Raw genomic sequence first — 21793 nt, forward strand, 5'->3', positions numbered from 1 at the left:
GCGCCGGCGGTCGGGACGGGCGGGTGACATTGTCGCGCGTCCGGGGACGTGCCCCCGGCGCGCACCGGACGGGGCGCGACCGGGACGGCTAGCCTGACGGGCATGGTCGACGTCGCCGGTGCCCCTGCGCCGTACCCCGCGGCGTGGGAGGCCGACGTCGTGCTCCTCGACGGGTCGACGACCCGGCTGCGGCCGATCATGCCCGACGACGCCGACGCGCTGCAGGCCTTCCACGTCGGGCAGTCCGAGCGGTCGACCTACATGCGCTTCTTCGCGCCGCTGCAGCGGCTGTCCGACCGCGACCTGCACCGCCTGGTCCACGTCGACCACACCGACCGGGTGGCGCTCGTCGCCGTGGTCGACGGCCCGCCGCCCGCCGCCGCGCCGTCGCCCGACCAGCCGCCCCCCGCCGACGCGCCGCCCCCCGCCGAGCACATCATCGGCGTCGCGCGCTACGACCGCGTCGACGCCGACGCCGCCGAGGTCGCCTTCAACATCGCCGACGCCCACCAGGGTCGCGGCCTGGCGTCGGTGCTGCTCGAGCACCTCGCCGCCGCGGCCCGCGAGCGCGGCGTGCGCCGGTTCGTGGCCGAGGTGCTGCCGCAGAACGGGCGGATGCTCGGGGTCTTCACCGAGGCGGGGTACGCGGTGCGGCAGCGCACCGAGGACGGGGTCGTGACCGTCACGTTCGACCTGGACCCCACGGACCGGTCGCTGGCCGTGATGGCGGACCGTGAGCACCGGGCCGAGGCGCGGTCGATGCGGGCGCTGCTGACGGCGCGCACGGTCCTCGTCGTCGGCCCGGGCCCCGAGCCGCTGCGCCCGCTGCGGGCCCGGCTCGTCGAGCGCGTCGTGCGCGGGCTCGTCGAGAACGGGCGCGGGCAGGTCACGGTGCACGCCGTCGGCGTGGCGCGCCGGGACGACCTGCCCGCGGGGGTGCACCACCACGCGCGGCTGGAGGACGTGCCGGTGCCGGTCGAGCTCGCGGTGGTCTCGCAGGAGCCCGACCAGGTCATCGAGGTGGCGCGGCGGCTCGGTGCGCTGGGGGTGCGCGGGGTCGTCCTGCTGTCGTCCGGCTTCGCCGAGGCCGGTCCGGAGGGGCTGGAGCGGCAGCGGGCGCTCCTGCGGATCGTGCACGGCTCGGGGATGCGGCTGGTCGGTCCGGCGTCGTTCGGGATCCTGTCGACCCACGAGGGCGTCACGCTCGACGCGTCGCTGGCGCTGCGGGCCCCGCGACCGGGGCGGATCGGGCTGTTCTGCCAGTCGGCGCCGCTGGCGGTGACGCTGCTCGCGGCCGTCGAGCGCCGGCGGCTCGGCCTGGCGCAGTTCGTCTCGGCCGGTCACCGGGCCGACGTGTCGGGCAACGACGTCATGCAGTTCTGGGGCGAGGACGACGGCACGGACGTCATCGGGCTGTACCTGGAGTCCATCGGCAACCCGCGCAAGTTCTCCCGGGTCGCGCGCCGCCTCGCCGCCCACAAGCCCGTGGTCGTCGTGACGGCGGGCCGGTCGGGGCAGGTCGTGCCGCCGGGGCACGCGGTGCGTCCCACGCGGGCGCCGCGGCGCACGCTGGAGGAGGTCATGCGCCAGTCGGGCGTGGTGCGGGTCGACAACGTGCACCAGCTGCTCGACGTCGTGCAGCTGCTGGCCCACCAGCCGCTGCCGCCGGGGCGCCGGCTGGGGATCCTGGCGAGCTCGGCCTCGGTCGCGGCGCTGGTCGCGGAGGCGGCGGCGGCGGGCGGGCTGGTCGTGACGGGTGTCGCCGAGCTCCTGCCCGAGGACGCACGGGCCGACGAGGTGCGCGACACCGTCGAACGCCTCTACTCCGACCCCGAGGTCGACGTCGTGGTGGCCGTGCGGATCCCGTCGCTGGGCGTGCCGGACCCGGTCGTCCCGCGCGAGGTGGCCCGGGCGGCGGCACGGACGGGCCGCACCACCGTGGCGTGCATGTACGACCTGCACGGCGTGACGGCGGAGCTGACGGCCGCGGACCCGACGGGCCGGCTGCGGACCGTGCCGGCGTACGCGGCCCCCGAGGACGCCGTGCTGGCGCTCGGGCACGCGGCCCGGTACTCGGCGTGGCGCACGGCCGACCGCGGCCGCACGGTGCACCCCGAGGGCGTCGACACGCGGGCGGCGCGCCGGCTCGTCGACGCGCACCTGGCCGACGCGGCCGCGGCGGGGGCGGCCGAGGGCGCAGCGGTCGCGCTCACGCCCGAGCAGACGGCGCAGCTGCTGGCGTGCGTCGGGGTCGACCTGCACCCGTCGGTGCGCGTGCACGACGCCGACGAGGCCGTCGCGGCCGCGGACCGCCTCGGGTGGCCGGTCGCGGTGAAGACCACGGTGCCCGCGCTGCGGCACCGCGCCGACCTGGGCGGGGTGCGCCTGGACGTCGCCGACGCCGACGAGCTGCGCGGGGACGTCGCGGCGATCCTCGCGCTGGCGGCCGACCACCACCCGGACCCGGCGGTCCCGCCCGTCGAGGTGCAGGCCATGGCGCCGCACGGGTCGGCGTGCGTGGTCCGCACCACCGAGGACCCCCTGTTCGGCCCGGTCATCAGCTTCGGCCTCGCCGGGGACGCGGCCGACCTGCTGGGCGACCTCGCGTACGGGGTGCCGCCCCTGACGGACGTCGACGTCGCCGAGATGGTGCGCTCCCCGCGCGCCGCGCCGCGCCTGTTCGGGTACCGGGGGCTGCCGGCCCTGGACGTCGACGCCCTCGAGGACGTGCTGGCCCGCGTGTCGGTGCTGGCCGACGGGCTGCCGGAGCTGCGCTCGCTCGAGCTCAACCCCGTGGTCGTCGCGCAGGAGGGCGTCGCGGTGCTCGGCGCGTACGCGACCGTCGCGCGTGCGGACCGTGCGGACGGGACCCGTCGGCTGGCCCGCCCGTGAGCCCGCCCGAGGGCCGTCACGAGGACGCCGCCGCGCCCCGACGGTCCCGCCGCCACCTGCTCGCGCGCCGGGGCACGCGCGCACGGTGGGAGGATGGGCCGGTGCCCGCTCCCTCGACCTCGCTGCACCAGGACCTGCACCGTGCCGGCTACTACCCCGAGCTCGTCGGTGACGTCGTCGACGTCGCGCTCGCGGGGGAGGACGTCCTCGCGCACCTCGTGCACCCGGAGACGACGTTCGACGCGGCCGAGGTGCGCCGCCACGTGACCGTCCTCGTGCTCACCCCGACGCGGCTGGTGGTGGCGCACGTCGACGACCACCCGGCCGACTCCGAGCACCCGTCGGCGAGCGCGTCGGCGACCACGGAGGCCGTCCCGCTGGGCGAGCTGCGGTCGGTCGCGCTCACGCACGTGGTGCCCGACCCGCAGGAGCACCGTCGCGGCGACGGGCCGGCGGAGCTGACGCTGGCCGTGGGCTGGGGCGCCGTGCAGCGCGTGGACCTGGAGCCCGCGACGTGCGGCGACCCGGCCTGCGAGGCCGACCACGGCCTGACGGGCACGCTCAGCCCCGACGACGTCGTGGTCCGGGTGTCCGCGGCCGCGGAGGGGGCCGACGCGGTGCGCGCCGCGACGGAGTTCGGCCGCCGGCTCTCCGCGGCGTCGGCGCGGCGATGACGGGCGCGACCAGGTCGGCGACGCTGCCCGACGCCGACGCGCTGCTGCTGCCCGGGACCCACGCGCTGCCGGGGCTGGGCCTGGTGCTGCCCGCGGCCGCGAGCGCCGCCGGCGCCGACGTGCCGGACGGCGAGGAGTCCCGCCGCCTGCTCGGCCTGCCGACCGCCGAGCGCGTGTGCGTGGTCCTCGTCGACGGCCTCGGCCACCTCAACCTCGCCGAGCGCGGGGGGCACGCACCGTTCCTGCGCTCCCTGCTGCCCGACGCCCGTGCGCTGGCCAGCACGTTCCCCTCGACCACCGCGACGGCCATGGGCACGTTCGGCACGGGGGAGCCCCCGGGCCGCACCGCGATGCTGGGGTACACGGTGCGCGACCCGGGGACGGGTCGGCTCGGCAACCTCGTGTCGTGGACGGACCTGCCTCCGGCGCAGACGTGGCAGCCCTGCACCACGGTCTTCGAGCGGGCCGCCGCGGCGGGCCTGCCGGTGACGAGCGTCGGACCCGCGCGCTTCGAGGGGTCCGGCCTGACGTCGGCGGCGCTGCGCGGTGCCGCGTACCGCCGGGCCGAGCGGCTCGCCGAGCGCGTCGACGCGACCGTCGCCACGCTGCGGCGCCCGGGCCTGGCGTACCTGTACTGGGGCGACGTCGACAAGGCCGGCCACCACCACGGCTGGGGGTCGTGGCAGTGGGGCGACGCCCTGACGGAGGTCGACGCCGAGCTCGCGCGCCTGGCCCGGTCCCTGCCGGCCGGGACGCTGCTCGTCGTCACCGCGGACCACGGGATGGTCGACGTCGACCCGGCGCTGCGCCGGGACGTCGCCGCCGACGCCGCCCTGCGCCAGGACGTCCTCGTCGTGGCCGGCGAGCCGCGCGCCCTGCAGCTGCACGTCGCGGACGGGGCGCACCCCGAGGTCGTCGCGGACCGCTGGCGCACCGAGCTGGGGGACGCCGCGGTGGTCCTCACCCGGGCGCAGGCCGTCGACGCCGGCTGGTTCGGCGCCGTCGACGCGCACGTGCGCCCCGTCGTGGGCGACGTCGTCGTCGCGATGACCGGTGCCGCCACCGTCGTGGACTCCCGCACGCAGACCGCCCAGTCCGTCGCCCTGCTGGGCGTGCACGGCTCGGTCACCGCGCGCGAGGTCCTCGTCCCGCTGCTGGTGCACGCATGACGCAGGAGGTCTGACCCGTGGCCGAGCTCGTGTTCTTCTCCGGGACGATGGACTGCGGCAAGTCCACCCTGGCCCTGCAGATGCACCACAACCACGCCGCGCGAGGCCGGGACGGCGTGCTCTTCACCCGGCAGGACCGTGCCGGCACCGCGACGATCTCGTCCCGGCTCGGCCTGACCCGCCACGCGTGCGAGGTCGGCGACACCACGGACTTCTGGGCCGAGGTCGTCACCCGTCGCACGCAGGGCCGGCCCGTGGACTACCTCGTCGCCGACGAGGCGCAGTTCTACACCGCCGAGCAGGTCGAGCAGCTGGCCCGCGTCGTCGACGAGCTCGACGCCGACGTGTTCGCGTTCGGGATCACCACGGACTTCCGCGCCCGGCTCTTCCCCGGGTCGGCGCGCCTCGTCGAGCTCGCCGACCGCGTCGAGGTGCTCCAGGTGCGGGCCCTGTGCTGGTGCGGGGCCCGGGCCACCCACAACGCCCGCACGGTCGGCGGAGCCATGGTCGTCGAGGGCGCGCAGGTCGTCGTCGGCGACGTCGGCGCGTCCGGCTCGCAGGTCGGGTACGAGGTGCTGTGCCGGCGGCACCACGTGCGCCGGATGACCGCGGCCACGGCGCGCGCCGTGCACGCGCACGCCGACGCGGTGCTGTTCGAGCAGGACGCCTGAGGCGTCCCGCCCGGTCGGCAGCCTGGCTCCTACTCGGGCTTGGCGCCGAAGACGATCTCGTCCCAGCTCGGCACCTTGGCGCGGGTGCGCCGACCCCGCCGCTCCCCGGGCTGCTGGGCGCGCTCGTGCGCCGACGGCTCGTGCCGGTCGTCGGCCGTGCCGTCCTCGTCGACGAGGTCGCCGGCGCCCGCCGGGAGACCTCCGCCGCCGAGCCCTCCGAGCGGACCGCCCTCGGGCGCCGGGACGAGCCGGGCACCCCGCGCGGGTGTCAGCACGACGGCCTCGCGGTGCGGGTCCGCGTCGTGGGGGTGCGCCCCCGGGGGCTGGTCCGGGTCGAACCCGCGGGACCCGGCGGGCGGGAGCGGCGGCCCCGCGTCGCCGGTCGGTCCGCCCAGGTCGAACGCGTGCGGTGGGCCGAAGCCCTCGAACGCCTCGTCGTCGTCGTCCAGCTCGAGCGGCTGGCGCACGCCGCGGCGCGTGCGCAGCTCGTCGAGCAGCGCGTGCGTCGGCTCCTCCGCCGGCTCGTCGCCCGCCACCGAGTCGATGTCGAACACCACGTCGCGCACGGCCGCCAGGTGCCGGCGCGACGACGGCTCCTCGATCTCCGTCTCCGACAGCCAGCGCGCCTCGTCCTCGTCGGCGACGACGGCCCGACCGACCGGGTCGTACGTCCACCGCGCCTGGGTCGGCTCGTCCGCGACGACGAACCGCGCCACGACCGTCCACGGGCCGTTGCCCCGCCGGGAGGCGTCCCAGGCGAGGGACGACACGTCGACGCCGCGCGCCGCGAGCCGGTCCGTCACCAGGTCGCCCAGCAGCGGTGCGTCCGGCTCCTTGCCCACCCGGGTGCCGCGCGCCTGCTCCGCCACCCAGTCGCGCTCCGCCAGCACCGGGCCCTCGTAGCGGCGCACGGACTCCACGGGCACGTCGGCCTGCTCGGCCACCTCCTGCGCGGTCGCACCGGCGCGGATCCGCGCCTGGATCTCCCGCGGCGACAACGACCCCGCCTGCTCGGCCCGCAGCTGCTCGAGCTGCGGCCGGTCGCGGCGGACCGCCGCGCGCAGCGGCTCGTCGATCCGCAGCCGGAACCGCTGCCCCTCGGGCGCGACCAGCACCAGGTGCTCGCCGTCCTCGTGCAGACCGACCAGCTCCAGCTCACCCATCAGACCTCCCGGCATCCGGGGACGAGCCTGCCACCGATCCGCCGGTCCGGCGCGCACCCCGCCCGGTGCGCCGCGCCCCCGCACCGTCCGGCCGGTACGCCGCACCCCGCGCGCGGCGTGCCAGGATCGCGCCGTGGACGTCGACCTCGCCCAGGTGCCCGTGCTGCCGGTGCTGGAGGTGCTCGGCGTCGTCGTCGCCGCCATGTCGGGCGCCCTCGCGGCCGTGCGCAAGCAGTTCGACGTCTTCGGGATCCTCGTGCTCGCGTGGGCGACCGGCCTGGGCGGGGGCGTGCTGCGCGACGTGCTGCTCGGCGCCGTCCCGCCGGTCGGCATCAGCGAGCCGCGCCTCATGCTGGCCGCGGTCGTCGGCGGGCTCGTCATGTACTTCGGCCACCCGCGGCTCGAACGGGCGCGCCGGTTCATCGTCGTGCTCGACGCCGGTGCGCTCGCGCTGTTCAGCGTGGTGGGCACCGTCACGGGCCTGGAGCACGGCGCGACGCCGCTCGCGTCGGTGGTCGTCGGCGTCGTCACCGCCGTCGGCGGCGGGGTGCTGCGCGACCTGCTGACCGGCGAGGTCCCCGTCGTGCTGCACCAGCGCCAGCTCTACGCGATCCCCGCGATGGCGGGCGCGGCGGTCACCGCGGCGCTGTGGGCCCTCGGGACGACCGGCGCCGTCGCGCTCACCGCGGTCGCCGTGGGCGTGTTCGCGCTGCGCCTGCTCGCCCTGCGGTTCCACCTCGCGGCACCGGGGCCGTGGCGCGCGCCCCGCTGACCCCGCCCCCGCCCGCCCAGCCCCCGCCCGTCCCGCCCGGCAGGATGGGGGCCATGACCTCCTCCGCACCCGTCGCCGAGCTTGTCGACGTCGCTCGCACCGTCGCCCGTGAGGCCGGCGCCCTCGTGCACGAGGGCCGCCCCGACCGGCCCGAGGTCGCCGCGACCAAGACCAGCGCCGTCGACGTCGTCACCGCCATGGACCTGGCCAGCGAGGAGCTCGTGCGGGCCCGCCTGGCCGAGCTGCGCCCCGCCGACGGCGTCCTCGGCGAGGAGGGCGGCCACCGGCCCGGCACGTCCGGCGTGACGTGGGTCGTCGACCCGATCGACGGCACGGTGAACTACCTGTACGGCATCGACGCCTGGGCGGTCAGCGTCGCCGCCGTCGTCGACGACGTGGCCACCGCCGAGGGGCGCGCGCCGGACCCTGCCACGTGGCGGGTCCTCGCCGGGTGCGTGCACAGCCCCGCCGACGGGCGCACGTTCACCGCCGGCGCCGGCGCCGGCGCGCACCTGGGGGAGCGGCGGCTCGCGCTGCCGCCGTCCGCGCCCCTGGACCGGTGCCTGGTCGGCACCGGGTTCGGCTACGTCGCCGCCCGGCGGCGCGCGCAGGCCCGGGTGCTGGCCGAGCTGCTCCCGCGGGTGCGCGACATCCGCCGCATCGGCTCGGCCGCCCTCGACCTGTGCGGCGTCGCCCAGGGGCGGCTCGACCTGTACTACGAGAGGGGTCTGCAGCCGTGGGACATGGCCGCCGCGTCCCTCGTCGTGCAGGAGGCCGGCGGCACCGTCACCGGCCTGCGCGGGCGTCCGGCGGGTCCGGCGATGACCGTCGCCGGACCCGCCGCCCGCGTCGCCGAGCTCGTCGCGCTGCTCGAGCACCTCGACGCCGACGGGCCGGAGCCGGAGGCCGCGGCGGGTGCTTCGTCCCAGGTGACCGGCGCGCCGGGCTGAGACACGCCGGGGGACCCGCCGACCGGCCGCCGCGCGCGAGCGACACGCCGGGGCACGCCCGGACCTGTCCGGTTCGCATCCGACCCCGCGGTGGTGCACAATCCCCCCGCGCGGGGGGAACAGAACGCGGCCGCGATGCCTTTCATCCCGCGACGACCGCTGACGACGACGACGGAGTGTGACGCCACCCATGGCAACCGACTACGACGCCCCGCGCAAGACCGAGGAGGACCTCAGCGAGGACTCGCTGCAGGAGCTCCAGGCCCGGCGCTCCGACAAGAACTCGGGCGTGGTGGACGAGGACGAGACGGAGGCTGCCGAGGGCTTCGAGCTCCCCGGCGCCGACCTGTCCGGCGAGGAGCTCTCCGTCCGCGTCCTTCCCCGCCAGGCCGACGAGTTCACGTGCTCCAAGTGCTTCCTGGTGCACCACCGCAGCCAGCTCGCGTACGAGCGTGACGGTCACCCCGTCTGCTCGGAGTGCGCTGCCTGACCTCACCACCGCCTGACGCGGACGGCCGGTCTCCCGCCCGGGAGGCCGGCCGTCCGGCGTCTCAGCGTCCGCGCAGCGCCGCGACCAGGTCCTCGGGGCGGCGCGTCGAGACGACCCAGTACGGCGTCGGGTCCTGCGGGTCGCGCACCTGCACCCGCACGGCCGTGCCGATCCACGCCCGCAGGCACACGTACGCCCGCGCGTCCAGCCCCGGGCCCATCTGCACCCGCAGCTCCTCGCGGCCCAGGGCCACCGGCTCGGCCAGCAGCCGCACGGGGATCCGCGCCGCACCGGCCCGCAGGTGCCCCTGCTCGACCTCCACGCGCGGCGTGGTCAGCACCGCGACCGCCAGGCCCCCGAGCAGCGCGAGCACCGCCACCACCAGGGCGAGCAGGGTGTCGACCGGCACGAGCGCGGCGCCGAGCACCCCGGCGAAGCCGACGACCGCCGCCCACCCGAGCGGGCCGGGCCACAGGCGCTCACGGAAGCCGCGGGCGGGCGCGGGCGTCACGTCACCGGGCAGGGGCTGGGCGTCGTCGGGCTGCGTCGCGTGCATGCTCCCAGGATGTCATCCGGGCCCGGGGCGGGTGGACCCGCCCGGCGGGCGCGGTAGGGTCGGCGGTCGTGACCGAGCCCGCCGCACCGCAGACGGCTCCCGGGGCGACCCCGACCGCAGCACCGGTGCCCGCACCGACCGGCGCGGTCGAGGTGCAGCTGCACCTGCTCGACCCCGACCTGCCGCCCCCCGCGTACGCCCACCCCGGTGACGCGGGGGCCGACCTGCGCACCCGCACCGACGTCGTGATCGCGCCCCAGGCGCGCGTCACGGTCCCCACCGGGGTGTCGATCGCGCTGCCCGAGGGCTACGCCGCGTTCGTGCACCCCCGCTCGGGTCTCGCGGCCCGGCACGGCCTGACGGTCGTCAACGCGCCGGGGACCGTCGACGCGGGCTACCGCGGCGAGATCGCGGTCACGCTGCTCAACACCGACACCGAGCACCCGATCGAGCTCGCGCGCGGCGACCGGATCGCCCAGCTCGTCGTGCAGCGCGTCGAGCACGCCGTGTTCGTCGAGGTCGACGCGCTGCCGGGCTCCGTGCGCGGGGCGGGCGGCTTCGGGTCCAGCGGCGGCTGGGCCGCCGCCCCGGGCGGCGCGCCCGGCTGACCGCCGGACGCGCGGGGCAGCACGGAACTAACGTCGTCGGGGACGACGTTGCACCAGACGAGGGCGCGCAGCGCCGGGCGAGGAGTTGAGGTCGTGGGTCTGTTCAGCCGAGGCCCCCGCAAGGGTGGCGCCGACGAGGTCGAGACCGAGGTCGAGGCCCGGGACGGCGCACCCGCCGGCCGGGGCACGCCCGGCGGCGGCCCGTGGGACGCCGACGAGCCGCACCCCCAGGGTCCCCGGGTCGACCTCGGGGCGATCCGCCTGCCCGCGGTCCAGGGCATGGAGCTGCGGATGGAGGTCGACAAGGCCACCGAGGTCGTGTCGGCCGCCGCGCTGACGCTCAAGGCCCCCGGCGAGGGCGGCGTGGCGTCGTCGCTGCAGGTGCAGGCCTTCGCCGCGCCCCGCACCGACGGGATCTGGGACGAGATCCGCGCGGAGATCGCCGCGTCCATCACGCAGCAGGGCGGGACCGTCGACGACCTGCCCGGGCCGTTCGGCCGCGAGCTGCTCGCCCGGCTGCCCGTGCGCACCCCCGAGGGCCGCACCGGCCACCGGCCCGCACGCTTCATCGGCACCGACGGCCCCCGCTGGTTCCTGCGCGGCGTCATCACCGGCGCGGCCGCGGTCGACCCGCAGGCGGCCATCCCGCTCGAGCGCGTGTTCGGCACGATCGTCGTGGTGCGGGGGCAGGACCCCCGTGCCCCGCGCGACCTGCTCGCCCTGCACCTGCCGGGCGGCGCCACCCCCGCGGCCCCGGCCGCGGCACCGGCGACGCCCCGGTTCGCGCCGCCCGCGCGCGGCCCCGAGATCACGGAGACCCGATGAGCCTCAAGCAGGCGGTCCGCCGAGTCCTGGCCTCCCAGGCCGAGATCGAGGCCGACGAGGAGAAGGCCGACGCCCTCACCGTGCCCGGCTGCCGGCACGTGGGCACCCTGCCCGACCGGCAGCGCGCGAGCGTCTCCGGCGTGCTGCGCTCGGTGACGCTGCGCCCGCGCGAGGGTGTCCCGGCGCTGGAGGCCGAGCTGTACGACGGCTCGGGCAGCCTCGACCTCGTGTGGCTGGGCCGCCGGCAGATCTGCGGCATCGAGCCCGGCCGGCGCCTGAAGGTCGAGGGCCTGGTCTGCTACGTCGCCGGCCGCCGCACCGTGTTCAACCCGCGGTACGAGCTGCGCGCCCGGCCGGGGGAGTGAGCGTGGACGCGACCGACCCCGTGCGCGACGACGAGGCCGCCCCGGCCCGCGGCATGCGGGCCATCACGGCCGACGAGTTCTCCGCCCTCGACGCCGTCGGCGGCGTGCGGGGCGCCGTCGAGACCGTCGCCCCCGGCCTGCTCTTCGTCGTCGTGTTCGTCGCGACCGGCCAGCAGCTCGTCCCCGCGCTCGTGTCGGCCGGGGCCGCGGCGCTGCTCGCGGTGGTCGCCCGGCTCGTCCAGCGCACGCCGCTGACCCAGGCGCTGTCGGGCGTCCTCGGCGTCGGCATCGGCGTGCTGTGGGCCTGGCGCACGGGGGACGCGACCGACTTCTTCGCCTACGGGCTGCTCGTCAACGTCGCGTACCTGATCGGCACGTTCCTCACGATCGTGCTCGGCTGGCCCCTCGTCGGCCTGGTCGTCGGCATGTTCCGCCCCGACGGGCCGCTGACCGGCGGCCCGTGGTCGACGGTCGTGGCCTGGCGCGCCGACCCGGTGCTGCGGCGCCGGTACGCCCTCGCGACCTGGCCGTGGGTGGCGATGTTCGGGCTGCGCCTCGCCGTCCAGCTGCCCCTGTACTACGGCGGCGAGGTCGCGTGGCTCGGCACCGCCAAGCTCCTCATGGGCCTGCCGCTGACCGCGCTCGTGCTGTGGGTCAGCTGGTCGCTGGTCCGTGGGTCAGCACGTGCTGCAGAGCAGCCTCGTCCGCCTCACGGCCCGTGACGAACAGCAGCTCGTCGCGCCCCTCGAGGGTGTCGTCCGGGCTGGGCGCGATCGGGCGCGCGTCGCGCACGATGCACGCCAGGACCGTGTCCTCCGGCCAGGTGACCTGACCGACGCGCAGCCCCGCCAGGGGCGAGTCCTGCGGCAGCGTCAGCTCGAGGATGTCGGCCTTCGACTGGTGGAACGTGAAGATGCGCACCAGGTCGCCGACCGCCACGGCCTCCTCGACCATCGCGGTCATGATGCGCGGCGTCGACACCGCGACGTCCACGCCCCACGCCTCGTCGAACATCCACTCGTTCTTCGGGTTGTTCACCCGGGCGACCGTGCGGGGCACGCCGAACTCGGTCTTCGCGAGCAGCGAGATCACCAGGTTCGCCTTGTCGTCGCCGGTCGCGGCGACCATGACGTCGCACTCGTCGGCGCGCACCTCGCGCAGCGTCGGCAGCTCGCAGGCGTCCGCGAGCAGCCAGTCCGCGTCCGCGACCTGGGCCACCCGCATCGCGGACGGCTGGCGGTCCACCAGGGTGACCTCGTGGTCGTTGACGAGCAGCTCGCGCGCGATCGACCGGCCCACCGAGCCGGCCCCGGCGATGACGACCCTCATGCCGTCACCGCCGGCGGCGTCGCCGTGAGGACGCGTTCGACCGCGGGGGCGTCGTCGACGCGCATGAGCATGTGCACGGTGTCGTTCTCCTGCAGGACGGTGGTGGCGGTCGGCAGGACGCCGTCGCCGTAGCGGGTCAGGTACGCGACGCGCGCGCCGGTGGCCTCCTCGAGCGCCCGCAGCGGCCGCCCGACCCACCCGGTGTGCACGTCGACCTCGGCGAGCTGGATCTGCCCCGACGCGTCGCGGAACTCGTCGCTGGTCCCCACGGGCAGAATGCGCCGCAGCACCTGGTCCGCGGTCCAGCGCACGGTGGCGACGGTCGGGATGCCCAGGCGCTGGTAGATCTCGGCGCGGTGCGGGTCGTAGATCCGCGCCACCACGTTCTCCACGCCGAACGTCTCGCGCACCACGCGGGCCGCGAGGATGTTCGAGTTGTCGCCGTCGGACACGGCGGCGAACGCGTACGCGTCGTCGATGCCGGCCTGGCGCAGCGTGTCGCGGTCGAAGCCGAGGCCGGTGACCTTGCTGCCCTCGAACTCCGCGTCGAGCCGGCGGAAGGCGTCGGGGAACTGGTCGATGACGGCGACGGAGTGGCCGCGACCCTCGAGGGACTGCGCGAGCGTGGCTCCCACACGGCCGCATCCCATGATCACGAAGTGCACGACCGGTCACGGTATACCCCTCGGCACCCGTCCGCCGACCCCGTCGCCGGCGCCGTCGCGCACGTCCCGGCCGGACCCGCGGCGTCCGGCGCCGCCGTGCCCGTCGTCGCACGCCGCCGTCCCCGGGACCTCGGTGCGTGCCACGGCCCGCGTGCGGGCATACGATCGCTCCTCGTGTCGGACCTCGCAGATGCCGCCAAGCGGCTCGTCCTGGGGCGGCCGGTGCGCAGCGACCGTCTCGGTCACACGCTCCTGCCCAAGCGCGTCGCGCTGCCCGTGTTCGCCTCCGACGCGCTCTCGTCCGTGGCGTACGCGCCCGACGAGATCCTGCTGACCCTCTCGCTCGCGGGGCTGACCGCGCTGACGGTCTCCCCGTGGGTGGGCGTCGCGGTCGCGCTGGTGCTGCTCACGGTCGTGGCGTCGTACCGGCAGAACGTGCACGCCTACCCCTCGGGCGGTGGCGACTACGAGGTCGCGTCGGTCAACCTGGGGCCCAAGGCCGGCGTCACGGTCGCGAGCGCGCTGCTCGTCGACTACGTCCTCACGGTCGCGGTGTCGATCTCGTCGGGCGCCCAGTACGCGGCGACCGCGATCCCGTTCCTGCGCGGCCACGAGACGGCGTTCGCCGTGATCGTGGTGCTGCTGCTCATGGTCGCGAACCTGCGCGGCGTCAAGGAGTCCGGGAGCGCCTTCGCCGTCCCGGTGTACCTGTTCATGGCCGCGATGGGCTCGCTCGCGCTGGTCGGCGCCTTCCGGTACTTCACCGGGACGCTGCCCGTCTCGGAGAGCGCGGACCTGACCGTCGCCGCCGACCCCGCGTTCGAGCAGGGCCTCATGGGCATCGCCGGCGGTTTCCTCGTGCTGCGTGCGTTCGCGTCCGGCTGTGCGGCCCTCACCGGTGTCGAGGCCATCAGCAACGGCGTCCCGGCGTTCCGCAAGCCCAAGTCCCGCAACGCCGCCACCACGCTGGCGCTGCTCGGCGGCATCTCGATCACCATGATCATGTCGATCCTCATGCTCGCCCAGGCCACGGGCGTGCACTACGTCGACGACCCGGCCACCCAGCTGCTGCGCGACGGCGTCCCGGTGGGGGAGGGCTACGAGCAGCACCCGGTGATCAGCCAGCTCGCGGCGTCGGTGTTCGAGGGCGTCGACGTGCTGTTCGTCCTCATCTCCGTCGTCACCGGGCTGATCCTCGTGCTCGCCGCGAACACGGCGTTCAACGGGTTCCCCGTGCTCGGGTCGATCCTCGCCCGCGACGGCTACCTGCCGCGCCAGCTGCACACCCGCGGCGACCGGCTCGCGTTCTCCAACGGCATCATCACCCTGGCCGCCGCGGCGATCGCGCTCATCGTCGCCTTCGACGCCCAGGTCACGCGCCTGATCCAGCTGTACATCGTCGGGGTGTTCGTCTCCTTCACGCTGTCCCAGCTCGGCATGGTGCGGCACTGGACGCGGGCGCTGCGCACCGAGCCTGAGCCGCGCGCCCGCGCCCGGATGCGCCGCTCGCGCGTCATCAACGGCATCGGCCTGGCCATGACCGGGTCGGTCCTCGTCGTGGTGCTCATCACCAAGTTCACCCACGGCGCCTGGATCGCGATCATCGCCATGGTCGGGGTCTACGTCGTCATGCAGGGCGTGCACCGCCACTACCGTCGCGTGCGTGCCGAGCTCGCGCTCGACGAGGAGTCCGCGCAGGCCGCCCGCGCCCTGCCCAGCCGGGTGCACGCGGTCGTGCTCGTCTCGCACCTGCACCGGCCCACGATGCGCGCGCTGGCGTACGCGCGGGCGTCGCGGCCCAACGTGCTCGAGGCCGTCACGGTCGGTGTCGACGCGGCCGAGGTGGCGGGTCTGCGCGCGCAGTGGGAGGCCGCCGACCTGCCCGTGCCCCTGCGGGTGCTGGACTCGCCGTTCCGTGAGATCACCCGTCCGGTGATCGCGTACGTCCGGTCGATCCGTCGTGAGAGCCCGCGCGACCTCGTCGTCGTCTACATCCCCGAGTACGTGGTGGGGCACTGGTGGGAGCAGCTGCTGCACAACCAGAGCGCGCTGCGGCTCAAGAGCAGGCTGCTGTTCACGCCGGGGGTCGTCGTGGCGTCGGTGCCGTGGCAGCTCCAGTCCAGCGAGGGCCAGACGGGCCTCGAGGACGCCGTCCGGGGACCGGTGTCCCGTGGTTTCTGAGGAAGGGGCCGGCGTGCTCGTCGAGCTCGAGGTCGGACCTGTCGCCCACGGCGGCCACTGCGTGGCACGGCACGAGGGGCGCGTGGTCTTCGTCCGGCACACGCTGCCGGGCGAGCGCGTGCGCGCGCGGCTGACCGACGACGGGCCCGACGCCCGGTTCTGGCGCGCCGACGCCGTCGAGGTGCTCGAGGCGTCGCCCGACCGGGTGCCGTCCGTGTGGCCCGAGGCCGGGCCCGGCGGTGTCGGCGGCGGCGAGCTGGCCCACGTCGCGCTGCCCGCGCAGCGGGCCTGGAAGGAGGCCGTGCTCGCCGAGCAGCTGCGGCACCTGGCCCGGCTCGACGTGACGCCGACCGTGCACGCGGCACCCGGCGACGACGCGCGCGGCGGGCTGGCCTGGCGCACCCGGATCGACCTCGTGGCCGACGCGGACGGGCGCGCGGGCATGCGGGGCTTCCGCTCGCACGACGTGGTCGCGCTCGACGCGATGCCGCTGGCGACCGAGCACGTGGCCGCCCTCGACCTGCTCGGGCGCCGGTGGCGTCCCGGGGCGCGCATCGAGGCCGTCGCGCCCGCGGACGGCTCGCCGCCGCTCGTGCTCGTCGACGACGTGCCGTTCGACCTGCAGCGCGGACGCCCCGACCCGCGGCCCAACGCCCGCGCCGCGGTCCGCGAGGTCGTCACCGCCGCGGACGGCGTCTCGCGCACGTACCGGGTCGCCGCCGCCGGGTTCTGGCAGGTCCACCGCGAGGCGCCCACGCTGCTGGTCGACGCGGTGCTGCGGGGTGCGGGCGACGTGGCGGGCGGGACGGTGCTCGACCTGTACGCGGGGGCGGGGCTGTTCACGCTGCCGCTCGCGGACGCCGTGGGCGAGGCGGGCCACGTCGTGTCCGTCGAGGGCGACGAGCGGGCCGTGCGAGACGCGCGCCGCAACCTGCACGACCGCCCCCAGGTCGACCTGCACGCCGGCGACGTCGCGCGCACGCTGGCCGGTCTCGTCGAGGGCGCCCCGCCCGTCGACGTGGTCGTGCTCGACCCGCCGCGCACGGGCGCCGGCCGCAAGGTCGTCGACGCCGTCGCCGCGCTGCGGCCCGAGCGCGTCGTGTACGTCGCGTGCGACCCCGCTGCGCTGGCCCGTGACGTCGCGCTGCTCGGCGCGCACGGCTGGACGGGCGTCGAGGTCGTCGGTCACGACCTGTTCCCGATGACCCACCACCTCGAGGCGGTCGCCGTCCTGACGCGCTGACGACCCGACGTCGTCCGCCCCGCTCGTCTCGCGGCAGCGTCGGCGGGGTCCTAGCGTGGGTCGTGAGCCCGCCGACGTGCGGGCCCTCGACGACGAGGAGGAGCGGACCATGTCCGAGTCGCACGACGCCGAGAGCCGGCTCGCCCACGCCAGCCGGGTCGCGACGCAGGAGCTGCACAAGCAGGGCACGCCGGACTACGACCCGCGCGCCCACGAGCGCGCGGTCGAGGCCGAGCGCAAGGCCGCGGAGGCGGTCAGGGCGCAGCGCGAGGGCACGGCCTGAGCGGTGCGCGCACGGCCGGGCGGGTCCGCCCCGCCCGGCCGTCGCCGCGCGGCGCGGCCGCACGGGAGGGCCACGGGCGTGCGCACGGACGCGTCGCGCGGAGGTCCGTGCGCACGGCCCGGTCGAGGGAGTAGCATGTATCTCGACATCAAGATATCTGCGTCCGCCCCGCCCTCGGGTCCCGCGCCCCGACCGTCACGTCGGCACGCCGGGCCCCGGTCGAGGGTTCGAGGACGTCCCCGGGCCCCCCGACTCGCCCGGGAACTCGCCAAGCGAAGGAGCCCCACGTGAGCAGCGTCGACAGCTTCGGGTCCAAGGGAACGCTCGAGGTCGGTGACACCTCGTACGAGATCTACCGCCTGGCCGCCGTGCCGGGCGTCGAGCGCCTCCCCTACAGCCTGAAGATCCTCGCCGAGAACCTGCTGCGCACCGAGGACGGCGCGAACATCACCGCCGACCACGTGCGTGCGCTCGCGGGGTGGGACCCCGACGCCCAGCCCGACACCGAGATCCAGTTCACGCCGGCCCGCGTGATCATGCAGGACTTCACGGGCGTCCCGTGCGTCGTGGACCTCGCGACCATGCGCGAGGCCGTCGAGGAGCTCGGGGGCGACGCGTCGCGCATCAACCCGCTCGCGCCCGCCGAGCTCGTCATCGACCACTCGGTCCAGATCGACGTCGCGGGCCGCCGCGACGCCTTCGAGCGCAACGTCGAGCTCGAGTACGAGCGCAACCGCGAGCGCTACCAGTTCCTGCGCTGGGGCCAGACGGCGTTCGACGACTTCAAGGTGGTCCCGCCCGGCACGGGCATCGTGCACCAGGTGAACATCGAGTACCTGGCGCGGACCGTGATGACGCGCGAGGTCGGCGGCGTGCTGCGCGCGTACCCCGACACGTGCGTGGGTACCGACTCGCACACCACGATGGTCAACGGGCTCGGTGTGCTGGGCTGGGGCGTGGGTGGCATCGAGGCCGAGGCGGCCATGCTCGGCCAGCCGGTGTCGATGCTCATCCCGCGGGTGGTGGGCTTCAAGCTGACCGGCACGATCACGCCCGGCGTCACCGCCACGGACGTGGTGCTCACCATCACGCAGAAGCTGCGCCAGCACGGCGTCGTCGGCAAGTTCGTCGAGTTCTACGGCGACGGCGTCGCGTCGGTGCCGCTGGCCAACCGGGCCACGATCGGCAACATGAGCCCGGAGTTCGGCTCCACGGCCGCGATGTTCCCCATCGACGCGGTGACGATCGAGTACCTGCGCCTGACGGGGCGCTCCGACGCCCAGCTCGCGCTCGTCGAGGCGTACGCCCAGGAGCAGGGGCTGTGGCACGACCCGGGCGCGCCCGGGTACGTCGAGCCGGTGTTCTCCGAGTACCTCGAGCTGGACCTGTCGACGGTGGTGCCGTCGATCGCCGGGCCCAAGCGCCCGCAGGACCGCATCGAACTCTCGCGGGCCAAGGAGCAGTTCCAGCGCGACCTGCCCACCTACGCGCCCGAGGTCACCAACGGCGTCGACGAGGCCGAGCGCGAGTCGTTCCCGGCGTCGGACTCCCCGGCGATCACGTCGACCGCGACGCGGACGTACCCGGTGACGGACGCGGACGGGCGGTCGTTCGACCTGTTCCACGGGGCGGTCGCGATCGCGTCGATCACGTCGTGCACGAACACCTCGAACCCGTCGGTGATGATGGCGGCCGCCCTGGTCGCGAAGAAGGCCGTCGAGCGGGGCCTCACCGCCAAGCCGTGGGTCAAGACCTCGATGGCGCCGGGCTCGCAGGTGGTGACGAACTACTACGAGAAGGCCGGCATGTGGCCGTACCTGGAGAAGCTCGGCTTCCACCTGGTCGGCTACGGGTGCGCCACGTGCATCGGGAACTCCGGGCCGCTCGACGAGCACGTGTCCGCGGCGGTGCAGGAGCACGACCTGGCCGTGGCCGCCGTGCTGTCGGGCAACCGCAACTTCGAGGGGCGCATCAACCCCGACGTGAAGATGAACTACCTCGCGTCCCCGCCGCTGGTCATCGCGTACGCGCTGGCCGGGACGATGGACTTCGACTTCGAGTCCGACCCGCTGGGTCGCGACGAGGCCGGGCACCCGATCTTCCTGCGGGACATCTGGCCGACGCCCGACGAGGTCCAGGCGACGATCGACTCCTCGATCGACCGCGCGATGTTCACCAAGGACTACGCCGACGTGTTCTCCGGCGACGAGCGGTGGCGCGCGCTGCCCACGCCCGAGGGCAGCACCTTCGAGTGGGACCCGCGCTCGACCTACGTGCGCAAGCCCCCGTACTTCGAGGGCATGGGCGCGACGCCCGAACCGGTCACGGACATCACCGGGGCGCGGGTGCTCGCGAAGCTCGGCGACTCCGTGACCACGGACCACATCAGCCCGGCGGGCTCCATCAAGGCCGACAGCCCCGCCGGCCTGTACCTGGCCGAGCACGGCGTGGACCGGCGCGACTTCAACTCCTACGGCTCGCGCCGCGGGAACCACGAGGTCATGATCCGCGGCACGTTCGCGAACATCCGGCTGCGCAACCAGCTGGTGCCCGGCGTCGAGGGCGGCTTCACGGTCAACCACCTCACCGGTGAGCAGACCACGATCTACGACGCGTCGACCGCGTACCAGGCCGCGGGCGTGCCCCTGGTCGTGCTCGGCGGCAAGGAGTACGGCTCGGGGTCCTCGCGCGACTGGGCGGCCAAGGGCACGCGCCTGCTGGGCGTCCGTGCGGTCATCACCGAGTCCTTCGAGCGCATCCACCGCTCGAACCTCATCGGGATGGGCGTGCTGCCGCTGCAGTTCCCCGAGGGCGAGTCCGCGGACTCCCTCGGCCTGGACGGCACGGAGACGTTCGACATCGCCGGCGTGACGGCCCTCAACGCGGGCACGACGCCCCGCACGGTGCGCGTCACGGCCACCCGGGCCGACGGCACGGTCGTCGCGTTCGACGCCGTCGTGCGGATCGACACCCCCGGCGAGGCGGACTACTACCGCAACGGCGGGATCCTGCAGTACGTGCTGCGGCAGGTCGCCGGCGTCGCCTGACGGGCCCCGCAGTCCCGCACCGCCCGAGGGGCGCCCCGTCCGCTGGGCGCCCCTCGGCGCGCGCCCGGGGTGCACCCCGCGGTGCGTCCGGCGTGACGCGATCGTGACCCGGGTCCGGAGCGGGCGTCGTCGTGCCGTGCCACGATCGCGGCGTGCGGACGGTGCGGGGGGCGCGGGTCACGGCGGTGCTGGTGGCGACGGCGGTGGTGGCCGGGTGCGCGGCGGCCGAGCCGCCGCCGGAGCTGCGGGGGGACGCGGCCTACGTCGCGGTCCGCCTCGGCGACGCCCCGGCGGTGCCCGACGTGGTCGACGCGACGTGGGAGCTGGGGCTGGCGGCGCTGGGCGCAGCCGACGGCGACGCCGGCGCGGTGGTGTCGCCGTCGAGCCTGACGACCGCGCTCGCCATGCTCGCCGAGGCGGGCCAGGGGACCACGGCGGAGTCCCTCGACGCTGCGCTGGGCGCCTCCGGCCAGGACCGGACCGACGCCGTCGGCGCGCTGGTGGCCGCGCTGCGCCGCCTCGACGGCGACCCGGCGGCCGTGCGGGCCCGCGAGCTGCCCGAGGTGCCCGTCGTGCACACGGCGCAGCGCGTGGTGGTCGACGACGGTGCCGAGGTGGACGCCGGGTACCTCGACCGGGTCACGGCGGCGTTCGACGCCGGGGTGCTGCGCACCGACCTCGGCACGGACGCGGGCACCGACGCCCTCGGCGCGTGGGTGCGCGAGCACACCGGCGGCCTCGTCGAGGACTCCGCGGTGGTGCCGGACGTGTCGCTGGTGGCGGTGCTGCAGGACGCGGTCGTGGTGGCCGCCGCCTGGGAGCAGCCGTTCACCGCGGAGGCGACCGGGTCGGACCCGTTCCACGTCCCCGGGGCGGCGGCCGTCGACGTGCCCACCATGCACGGCGCGGTCACCACGCCCCTGGTCGAGCTCGACGGGTGGCAGGCCGTGCGGATGCGGTACGGGTACGCCGGTGTGCTGCACGCCGACCTGCTGCTGCCGCCCGCCGGATCGCCCGCGGCCGCCGACCCCGCCAGGTCCGACCTCACGCAGGTCCGCGCGCTCGGGGCCGCCCTCGACGACGCGGCGGACGTGCCCGTCGACCTCGCGCTCCCGCAGGTGGAGATGCGCAGCGAGGTGGACCTGGGACCGGTGCTCGACGACCTCGGGCTGGCCCCGCTGACCGTCACCGGCCTGCTCGCCGACGACGCGCCGGCCACGCTCGGCCAGGCCCGGCAGCAGGCGGTCCTGCTGGTCGACGAGGCCGGCACCCGGGCGGCCGCCGCCACCGAGATGGGGATGGCGGGCGGCGCCCCGCCGCCCGACCCCGTCGCCGTGGTCCTCGACCGCCCGTTCCTGCTGGTGGTGAGCCACACCGGCACGGGGTGGCCCGTCCTGCTCGCGTCGGTGCGCGACCCCCGCGGCTGAGGGTCGTCACGCCCGCCCCCGGGTGCCATGCTCGGGGGCATGGCGCGCGAGGAGAACCTCACGACGGAGAACGACGGCGACGTCGGGGCGTTCCTCGACGCCGTCCCGGACGAGCGCCGCCGGGCCGACGCCTGGACGCTGCTGCCGGTCATGGAGCGTGCGACGGGCGAGCCGCCGCGCCTGTGGGGCACGTCGATCGTCGGGTTCGGCCGCTACCACTACCGCTACGCCTCGGGGCGGGAGGGGGACGCCGCGGCCGCGGGGTTCTCCCCGCGGCGCACCAGCACCACGGTGTACGTCCCGCTGGGCTTCGACGACCTCGGCGACCTGCTCGGGCGCCTGGGGCCCCACACGACGACGGTGTCGTGCCTGCACGTCAGGCGCCTGGACGCCGTCGACCTCGGGGTGCTCGAGGAGCTCGTGCGCTCGTCCTACGCGCGCACCGTGGCGCACCGCTGGGAGTGACGCCACCTCGGCGAGGAG

Annotated in this window: 21 protein-coding genes; 17 read left to right on the forward strand and 4 right to left on the reverse strand. The window is 76.0% G+C overall.

Annotated elements, in window-relative coordinates:
- Positions 1 to 102 precede the first annotated feature (102 nt).
- From BKA21_RS00490 to BKA21_RS00505, 4 genes are all read left to right on the forward strand, one after another.
- Entirely contained in the window at positions 103 to 2892 is a 2790-nt protein-coding gene (locus BKA21_RS00490) for a bifunctional acetate--CoA ligase family protein/GNAT family N-acetyltransferase (RefSeq protein WP_140459107.1), read from the forward strand.
- A gap of 101 nt (positions 2893 to 2993) precedes the next feature.
- Complete coding sequence (locus BKA21_RS00495; protein WP_140459106.1) at positions 2994 to 3566, forward strand: DUF5998 family protein; 573 nt, start codon at positions 2994 to 2996, stop codon at positions 3564 to 3566.
- On the forward strand, positions 3563 to 4735 hold the full coding sequence (locus BKA21_RS00500; protein WP_140459105.1) for an alkaline phosphatase family protein: 1173 nt from the start codon (positions 3563 to 3565) through the stop codon (positions 4733 to 4735). The genes BKA21_RS00495 and BKA21_RS00500 overlap by 4 nt, the downstream gene beginning before the upstream one ends.
- Positions 4736 to 4752: 17 nt before the next feature.
- Positions 4753 to 5406, forward strand: a complete 654-nt coding sequence (locus tag BKA21_RS00505; protein ID WP_140459104.1) for a thymidine kinase — start codon at positions 4753 to 4755, stop codon at positions 5404 to 5406.
- A 29-nt stretch (positions 5407 to 5435) separates the two neighbouring features.
- Here BKA21_RS00505 and sepH read toward each other — a convergent pair whose 3' ends face one another.
- Positions 5436 to 6569, reverse strand: coding sequence for a septation protein SepH (sepH, locus tag BKA21_RS00510; protein ID WP_140459103.1), 1134 nt, complete (start codon positions 6567 to 6569; stop codon positions 5436 to 5438).
- Between the two features lie 133 nt (positions 6570 to 6702).
- Here sepH and BKA21_RS00515 point away from each other — a divergent pair, with 133 nt between their 5' ends.
- The 3 genes from BKA21_RS00515 (at position 6703) to BKA21_RS00525 (ending at position 8781) form a co-directional block, all read left to right on the forward strand.
- The gene (locus tag BKA21_RS00515; RefSeq protein ID WP_140459102.1) at positions 6703 to 7341 is read left to right on the forward strand and encodes a trimeric intracellular cation channel family protein; all 639 of its coding nucleotides are present in this window, start codon (positions 6703 to 6705) and stop codon (positions 7339 to 7341) included.
- Between the two features lie 53 nt (positions 7342 to 7394).
- Positions 7395 to 8291: an inositol monophosphatase family protein gene (locus BKA21_RS00520; protein WP_239072766.1), complete on the forward strand. Its 897-nt coding sequence runs from the start codon at positions 7395 to 7397 to the stop codon at positions 8289 to 8291.
- 190 nt (positions 8292 to 8481) lie between these two features.
- The gene (locus BKA21_RS00525) at positions 8482 to 8781 is read left to right on the forward strand and encodes a DUF4193 domain-containing protein (RefSeq protein ID WP_140459101.1); all 300 of its coding nucleotides are present in this window, start codon (positions 8482 to 8484) and stop codon (positions 8779 to 8781) included.
- A gap of 61 nt (positions 8782 to 8842) precedes the next feature.
- On the opposite strand, the gene BKA21_RS00530 is transcribed toward BKA21_RS00525, so the two are convergent.
- Positions 8843 to 9337, reverse strand: a complete 495-nt coding sequence (locus BKA21_RS00530; protein ID WP_140459100.1) for a DUF3093 domain-containing protein — start codon at positions 9335 to 9337, stop codon at positions 8843 to 8845.
- A 125-nt stretch (positions 9338 to 9462) separates the two neighbouring features.
- Between BKA21_RS00530 and dut the strand changes: the two genes are divergently transcribed.
- The 4 genes from dut (at position 9463) to BKA21_RS00550 (ending at position 11857) form a co-directional block, all read left to right on the forward strand.
- A complete protein-coding gene (dut, locus tag BKA21_RS00535; protein WP_203793435.1) occupies positions 9463 to 9945 on the forward strand; it encodes a dUTP diphosphatase in 483 nt (160 codons plus the stop codon).
- A gap of 93 nt (positions 9946 to 10038) precedes the next feature.
- Complete coding sequence (locus tag BKA21_RS00540; RefSeq protein WP_140459098.1) at positions 10039 to 10770, forward strand: DUF3710 domain-containing protein; 732 nt, start codon at positions 10039 to 10041, stop codon at positions 10768 to 10770.
- Positions 10767 to 11135, forward strand: coding sequence for an OB-fold nucleic acid binding domain-containing protein (locus tag BKA21_RS00545; protein ID WP_140459097.1), 369 nt, complete (start codon positions 10767 to 10769; stop codon positions 11133 to 11135). Before BKA21_RS00540 ends, BKA21_RS00545 begins: the two co-directional genes overlap by 4 nt.
- Positions 11136 to 11137: 2 nt before the next feature.
- Positions 11138 to 11857 carry a DUF3159 domain-containing protein gene (locus tag BKA21_RS00550; protein WP_308439063.1) on the forward strand — a complete coding sequence of 240 codons (720 nt, stop codon included), beginning with the start codon at positions 11138 to 11140 and terminating at the stop codon, positions 11855 to 11857.
- On the opposite strand, the gene BKA21_RS00555 is transcribed toward BKA21_RS00550, so the two are convergent.
- Both BKA21_RS00555 and BKA21_RS00560 read right to left on the reverse strand, forming a co-directional pair.
- Positions 11790 to 12464: a potassium channel family protein gene (locus tag BKA21_RS00555; protein WP_140459096.1), complete on the reverse strand. Its 675-nt coding sequence runs from the start codon at positions 12462 to 12464 to the stop codon at positions 11790 to 11792. The two genes, BKA21_RS00550 and BKA21_RS00555, sit on opposite strands and share 68 nt — an antisense overlap.
- Positions 12461 to 13114 carry a potassium channel family protein gene (locus BKA21_RS00560; protein ID WP_140459240.1) on the reverse strand — a complete coding sequence of 218 codons (654 nt, stop codon included), beginning with the start codon at positions 13112 to 13114 and terminating at the stop codon, positions 12461 to 12463. Before BKA21_RS00560 ends, BKA21_RS00555 begins: the two co-directional genes overlap by 4 nt.
- Positions 13115 to 13303: 189 nt before the next feature.
- Here BKA21_RS00560 and BKA21_RS00565 point away from each other — a divergent pair, with 189 nt between their 5' ends.
- The 6 genes from BKA21_RS00565 (at position 13304) to BKA21_RS00590 (ending at position 21775) form a co-directional block, all read left to right on the forward strand.
- Positions 13304 to 15310 carry an APC family permease gene (locus tag BKA21_RS00565; RefSeq protein WP_140459095.1) on the forward strand — a complete coding sequence of 669 codons (2007 nt, stop codon included), beginning with the start codon at positions 13304 to 13306 and terminating at the stop codon, positions 15308 to 15310.
- Positions 15300 to 16553, forward strand: a complete 1254-nt coding sequence (locus BKA21_RS00570; RefSeq protein ID WP_140459094.1) for a class I SAM-dependent RNA methyltransferase — start codon at positions 15300 to 15302, stop codon at positions 16551 to 16553. Before BKA21_RS00565 ends, BKA21_RS00570 begins: the two co-directional genes overlap by 11 nt.
- Positions 16554 to 16608: 55 nt before the next feature.
- Positions 16609 to 16836 (forward strand): translation initiation factor 2, encoded by a 228-nt coding sequence (locus BKA21_RS00575; protein WP_239072767.1) that lies wholly within the window; start codon positions 16609 to 16611, stop codon positions 16834 to 16836.
- A gap of 287 nt (positions 16837 to 17123) precedes the next feature.
- Entirely contained in the window at positions 17124 to 19883 is a 2760-nt protein-coding gene (acnA, locus tag BKA21_RS00580) for an aconitate hydratase AcnA (protein WP_140459093.1), read from the forward strand.
- Between the two features lie 152 nt (positions 19884 to 20035).
- Positions 20036 to 21310 (forward strand): serpin family protein, encoded by a 1275-nt coding sequence (locus BKA21_RS00585; RefSeq protein WP_203793416.1) that lies wholly within the window; start codon positions 20036 to 20038, stop codon positions 21308 to 21310.
- A 39-nt stretch (positions 21311 to 21349) separates the two neighbouring features.
- Positions 21350 to 21775 carry a DUF1801 domain-containing protein gene (locus tag BKA21_RS00590; RefSeq protein ID WP_140459092.1) on the forward strand — a complete coding sequence of 142 codons (426 nt, stop codon included), beginning with the start codon at positions 21350 to 21352 and terminating at the stop codon, positions 21773 to 21775.
- Positions 21776 to 21793 lie beyond the last annotated feature (18 nt).

The sequence above is a fragment of the Cellulomonas oligotrophica genome (genome assembly GCF_013409875.1).
In the GTDB taxonomy this organism is placed as follows: domain Bacteria; phylum Actinomycetota; class Actinomycetes; order Actinomycetales; family Cellulomonadaceae; genus Cellulomonas; species Cellulomonas oligotrophica.

Coding starts and splice junctions, on each gene's coding strand:
- BKA21_RS00490 (WP_140459107.1), top strand. CDS start 103: ATGGTCGACGTCGCCGGTGCCCCTGCGCCGTACCCCGCGGCGTGGGAG.
- BKA21_RS00500 (WP_140459105.1), top strand. CDS start 3,563: ATGACGGGCGCGACCAGGTCGGCGACGCTGCCCGACGCCGACGCGCTG.
- sepH (WP_140459103.1), bottom strand. CDS start 6,569: ATGGGTGAGCTGGAGCTGGTCGGTCTGCACGAGGACGGCGAGCACCTG.
- BKA21_RS00520 (WP_239072766.1), top strand. CDS start 7,395: ATGACCTCCTCCGCACCCGTCGCCGAGCTTGTCGACGTCGCTCGCACC.
- BKA21_RS00525 (WP_140459101.1), top strand. CDS start 8,482: ATGGCAACCGACTACGACGCCCCGCGCAAGACCGAGGAGGACCTCAGC.
- BKA21_RS00530 (WP_140459100.1), bottom strand. CDS start 9,337: ATGCACGCGACGCAGCCCGACGACGCCCAGCCCCTGCCCGGTGACGTG.
- BKA21_RS00545 (WP_140459097.1), top strand. CDS start 10,767: ATGAGCCTCAAGCAGGCGGTCCGCCGAGTCCTGGCCTCCCAGGCCGAG.
- BKA21_RS00555 (WP_140459096.1), bottom strand. CDS start 12,464: ATGAGGGTCGTCATCGCCGGGGCCGGCTCGGTGGGCCGGTCGATCGCG.
- BKA21_RS00560 (WP_140459240.1), bottom strand. CDS start 13,114: ATGGGATGCGGCCGTGTGGGAGCCACGCTCGCGCAGTCCCTCGAGGGT.
- BKA21_RS00590 (WP_140459092.1), top strand. CDS start 21,350: ATGGCGCGCGAGGAGAACCTCACGACGGAGAACGACGGCGACGTCGGG.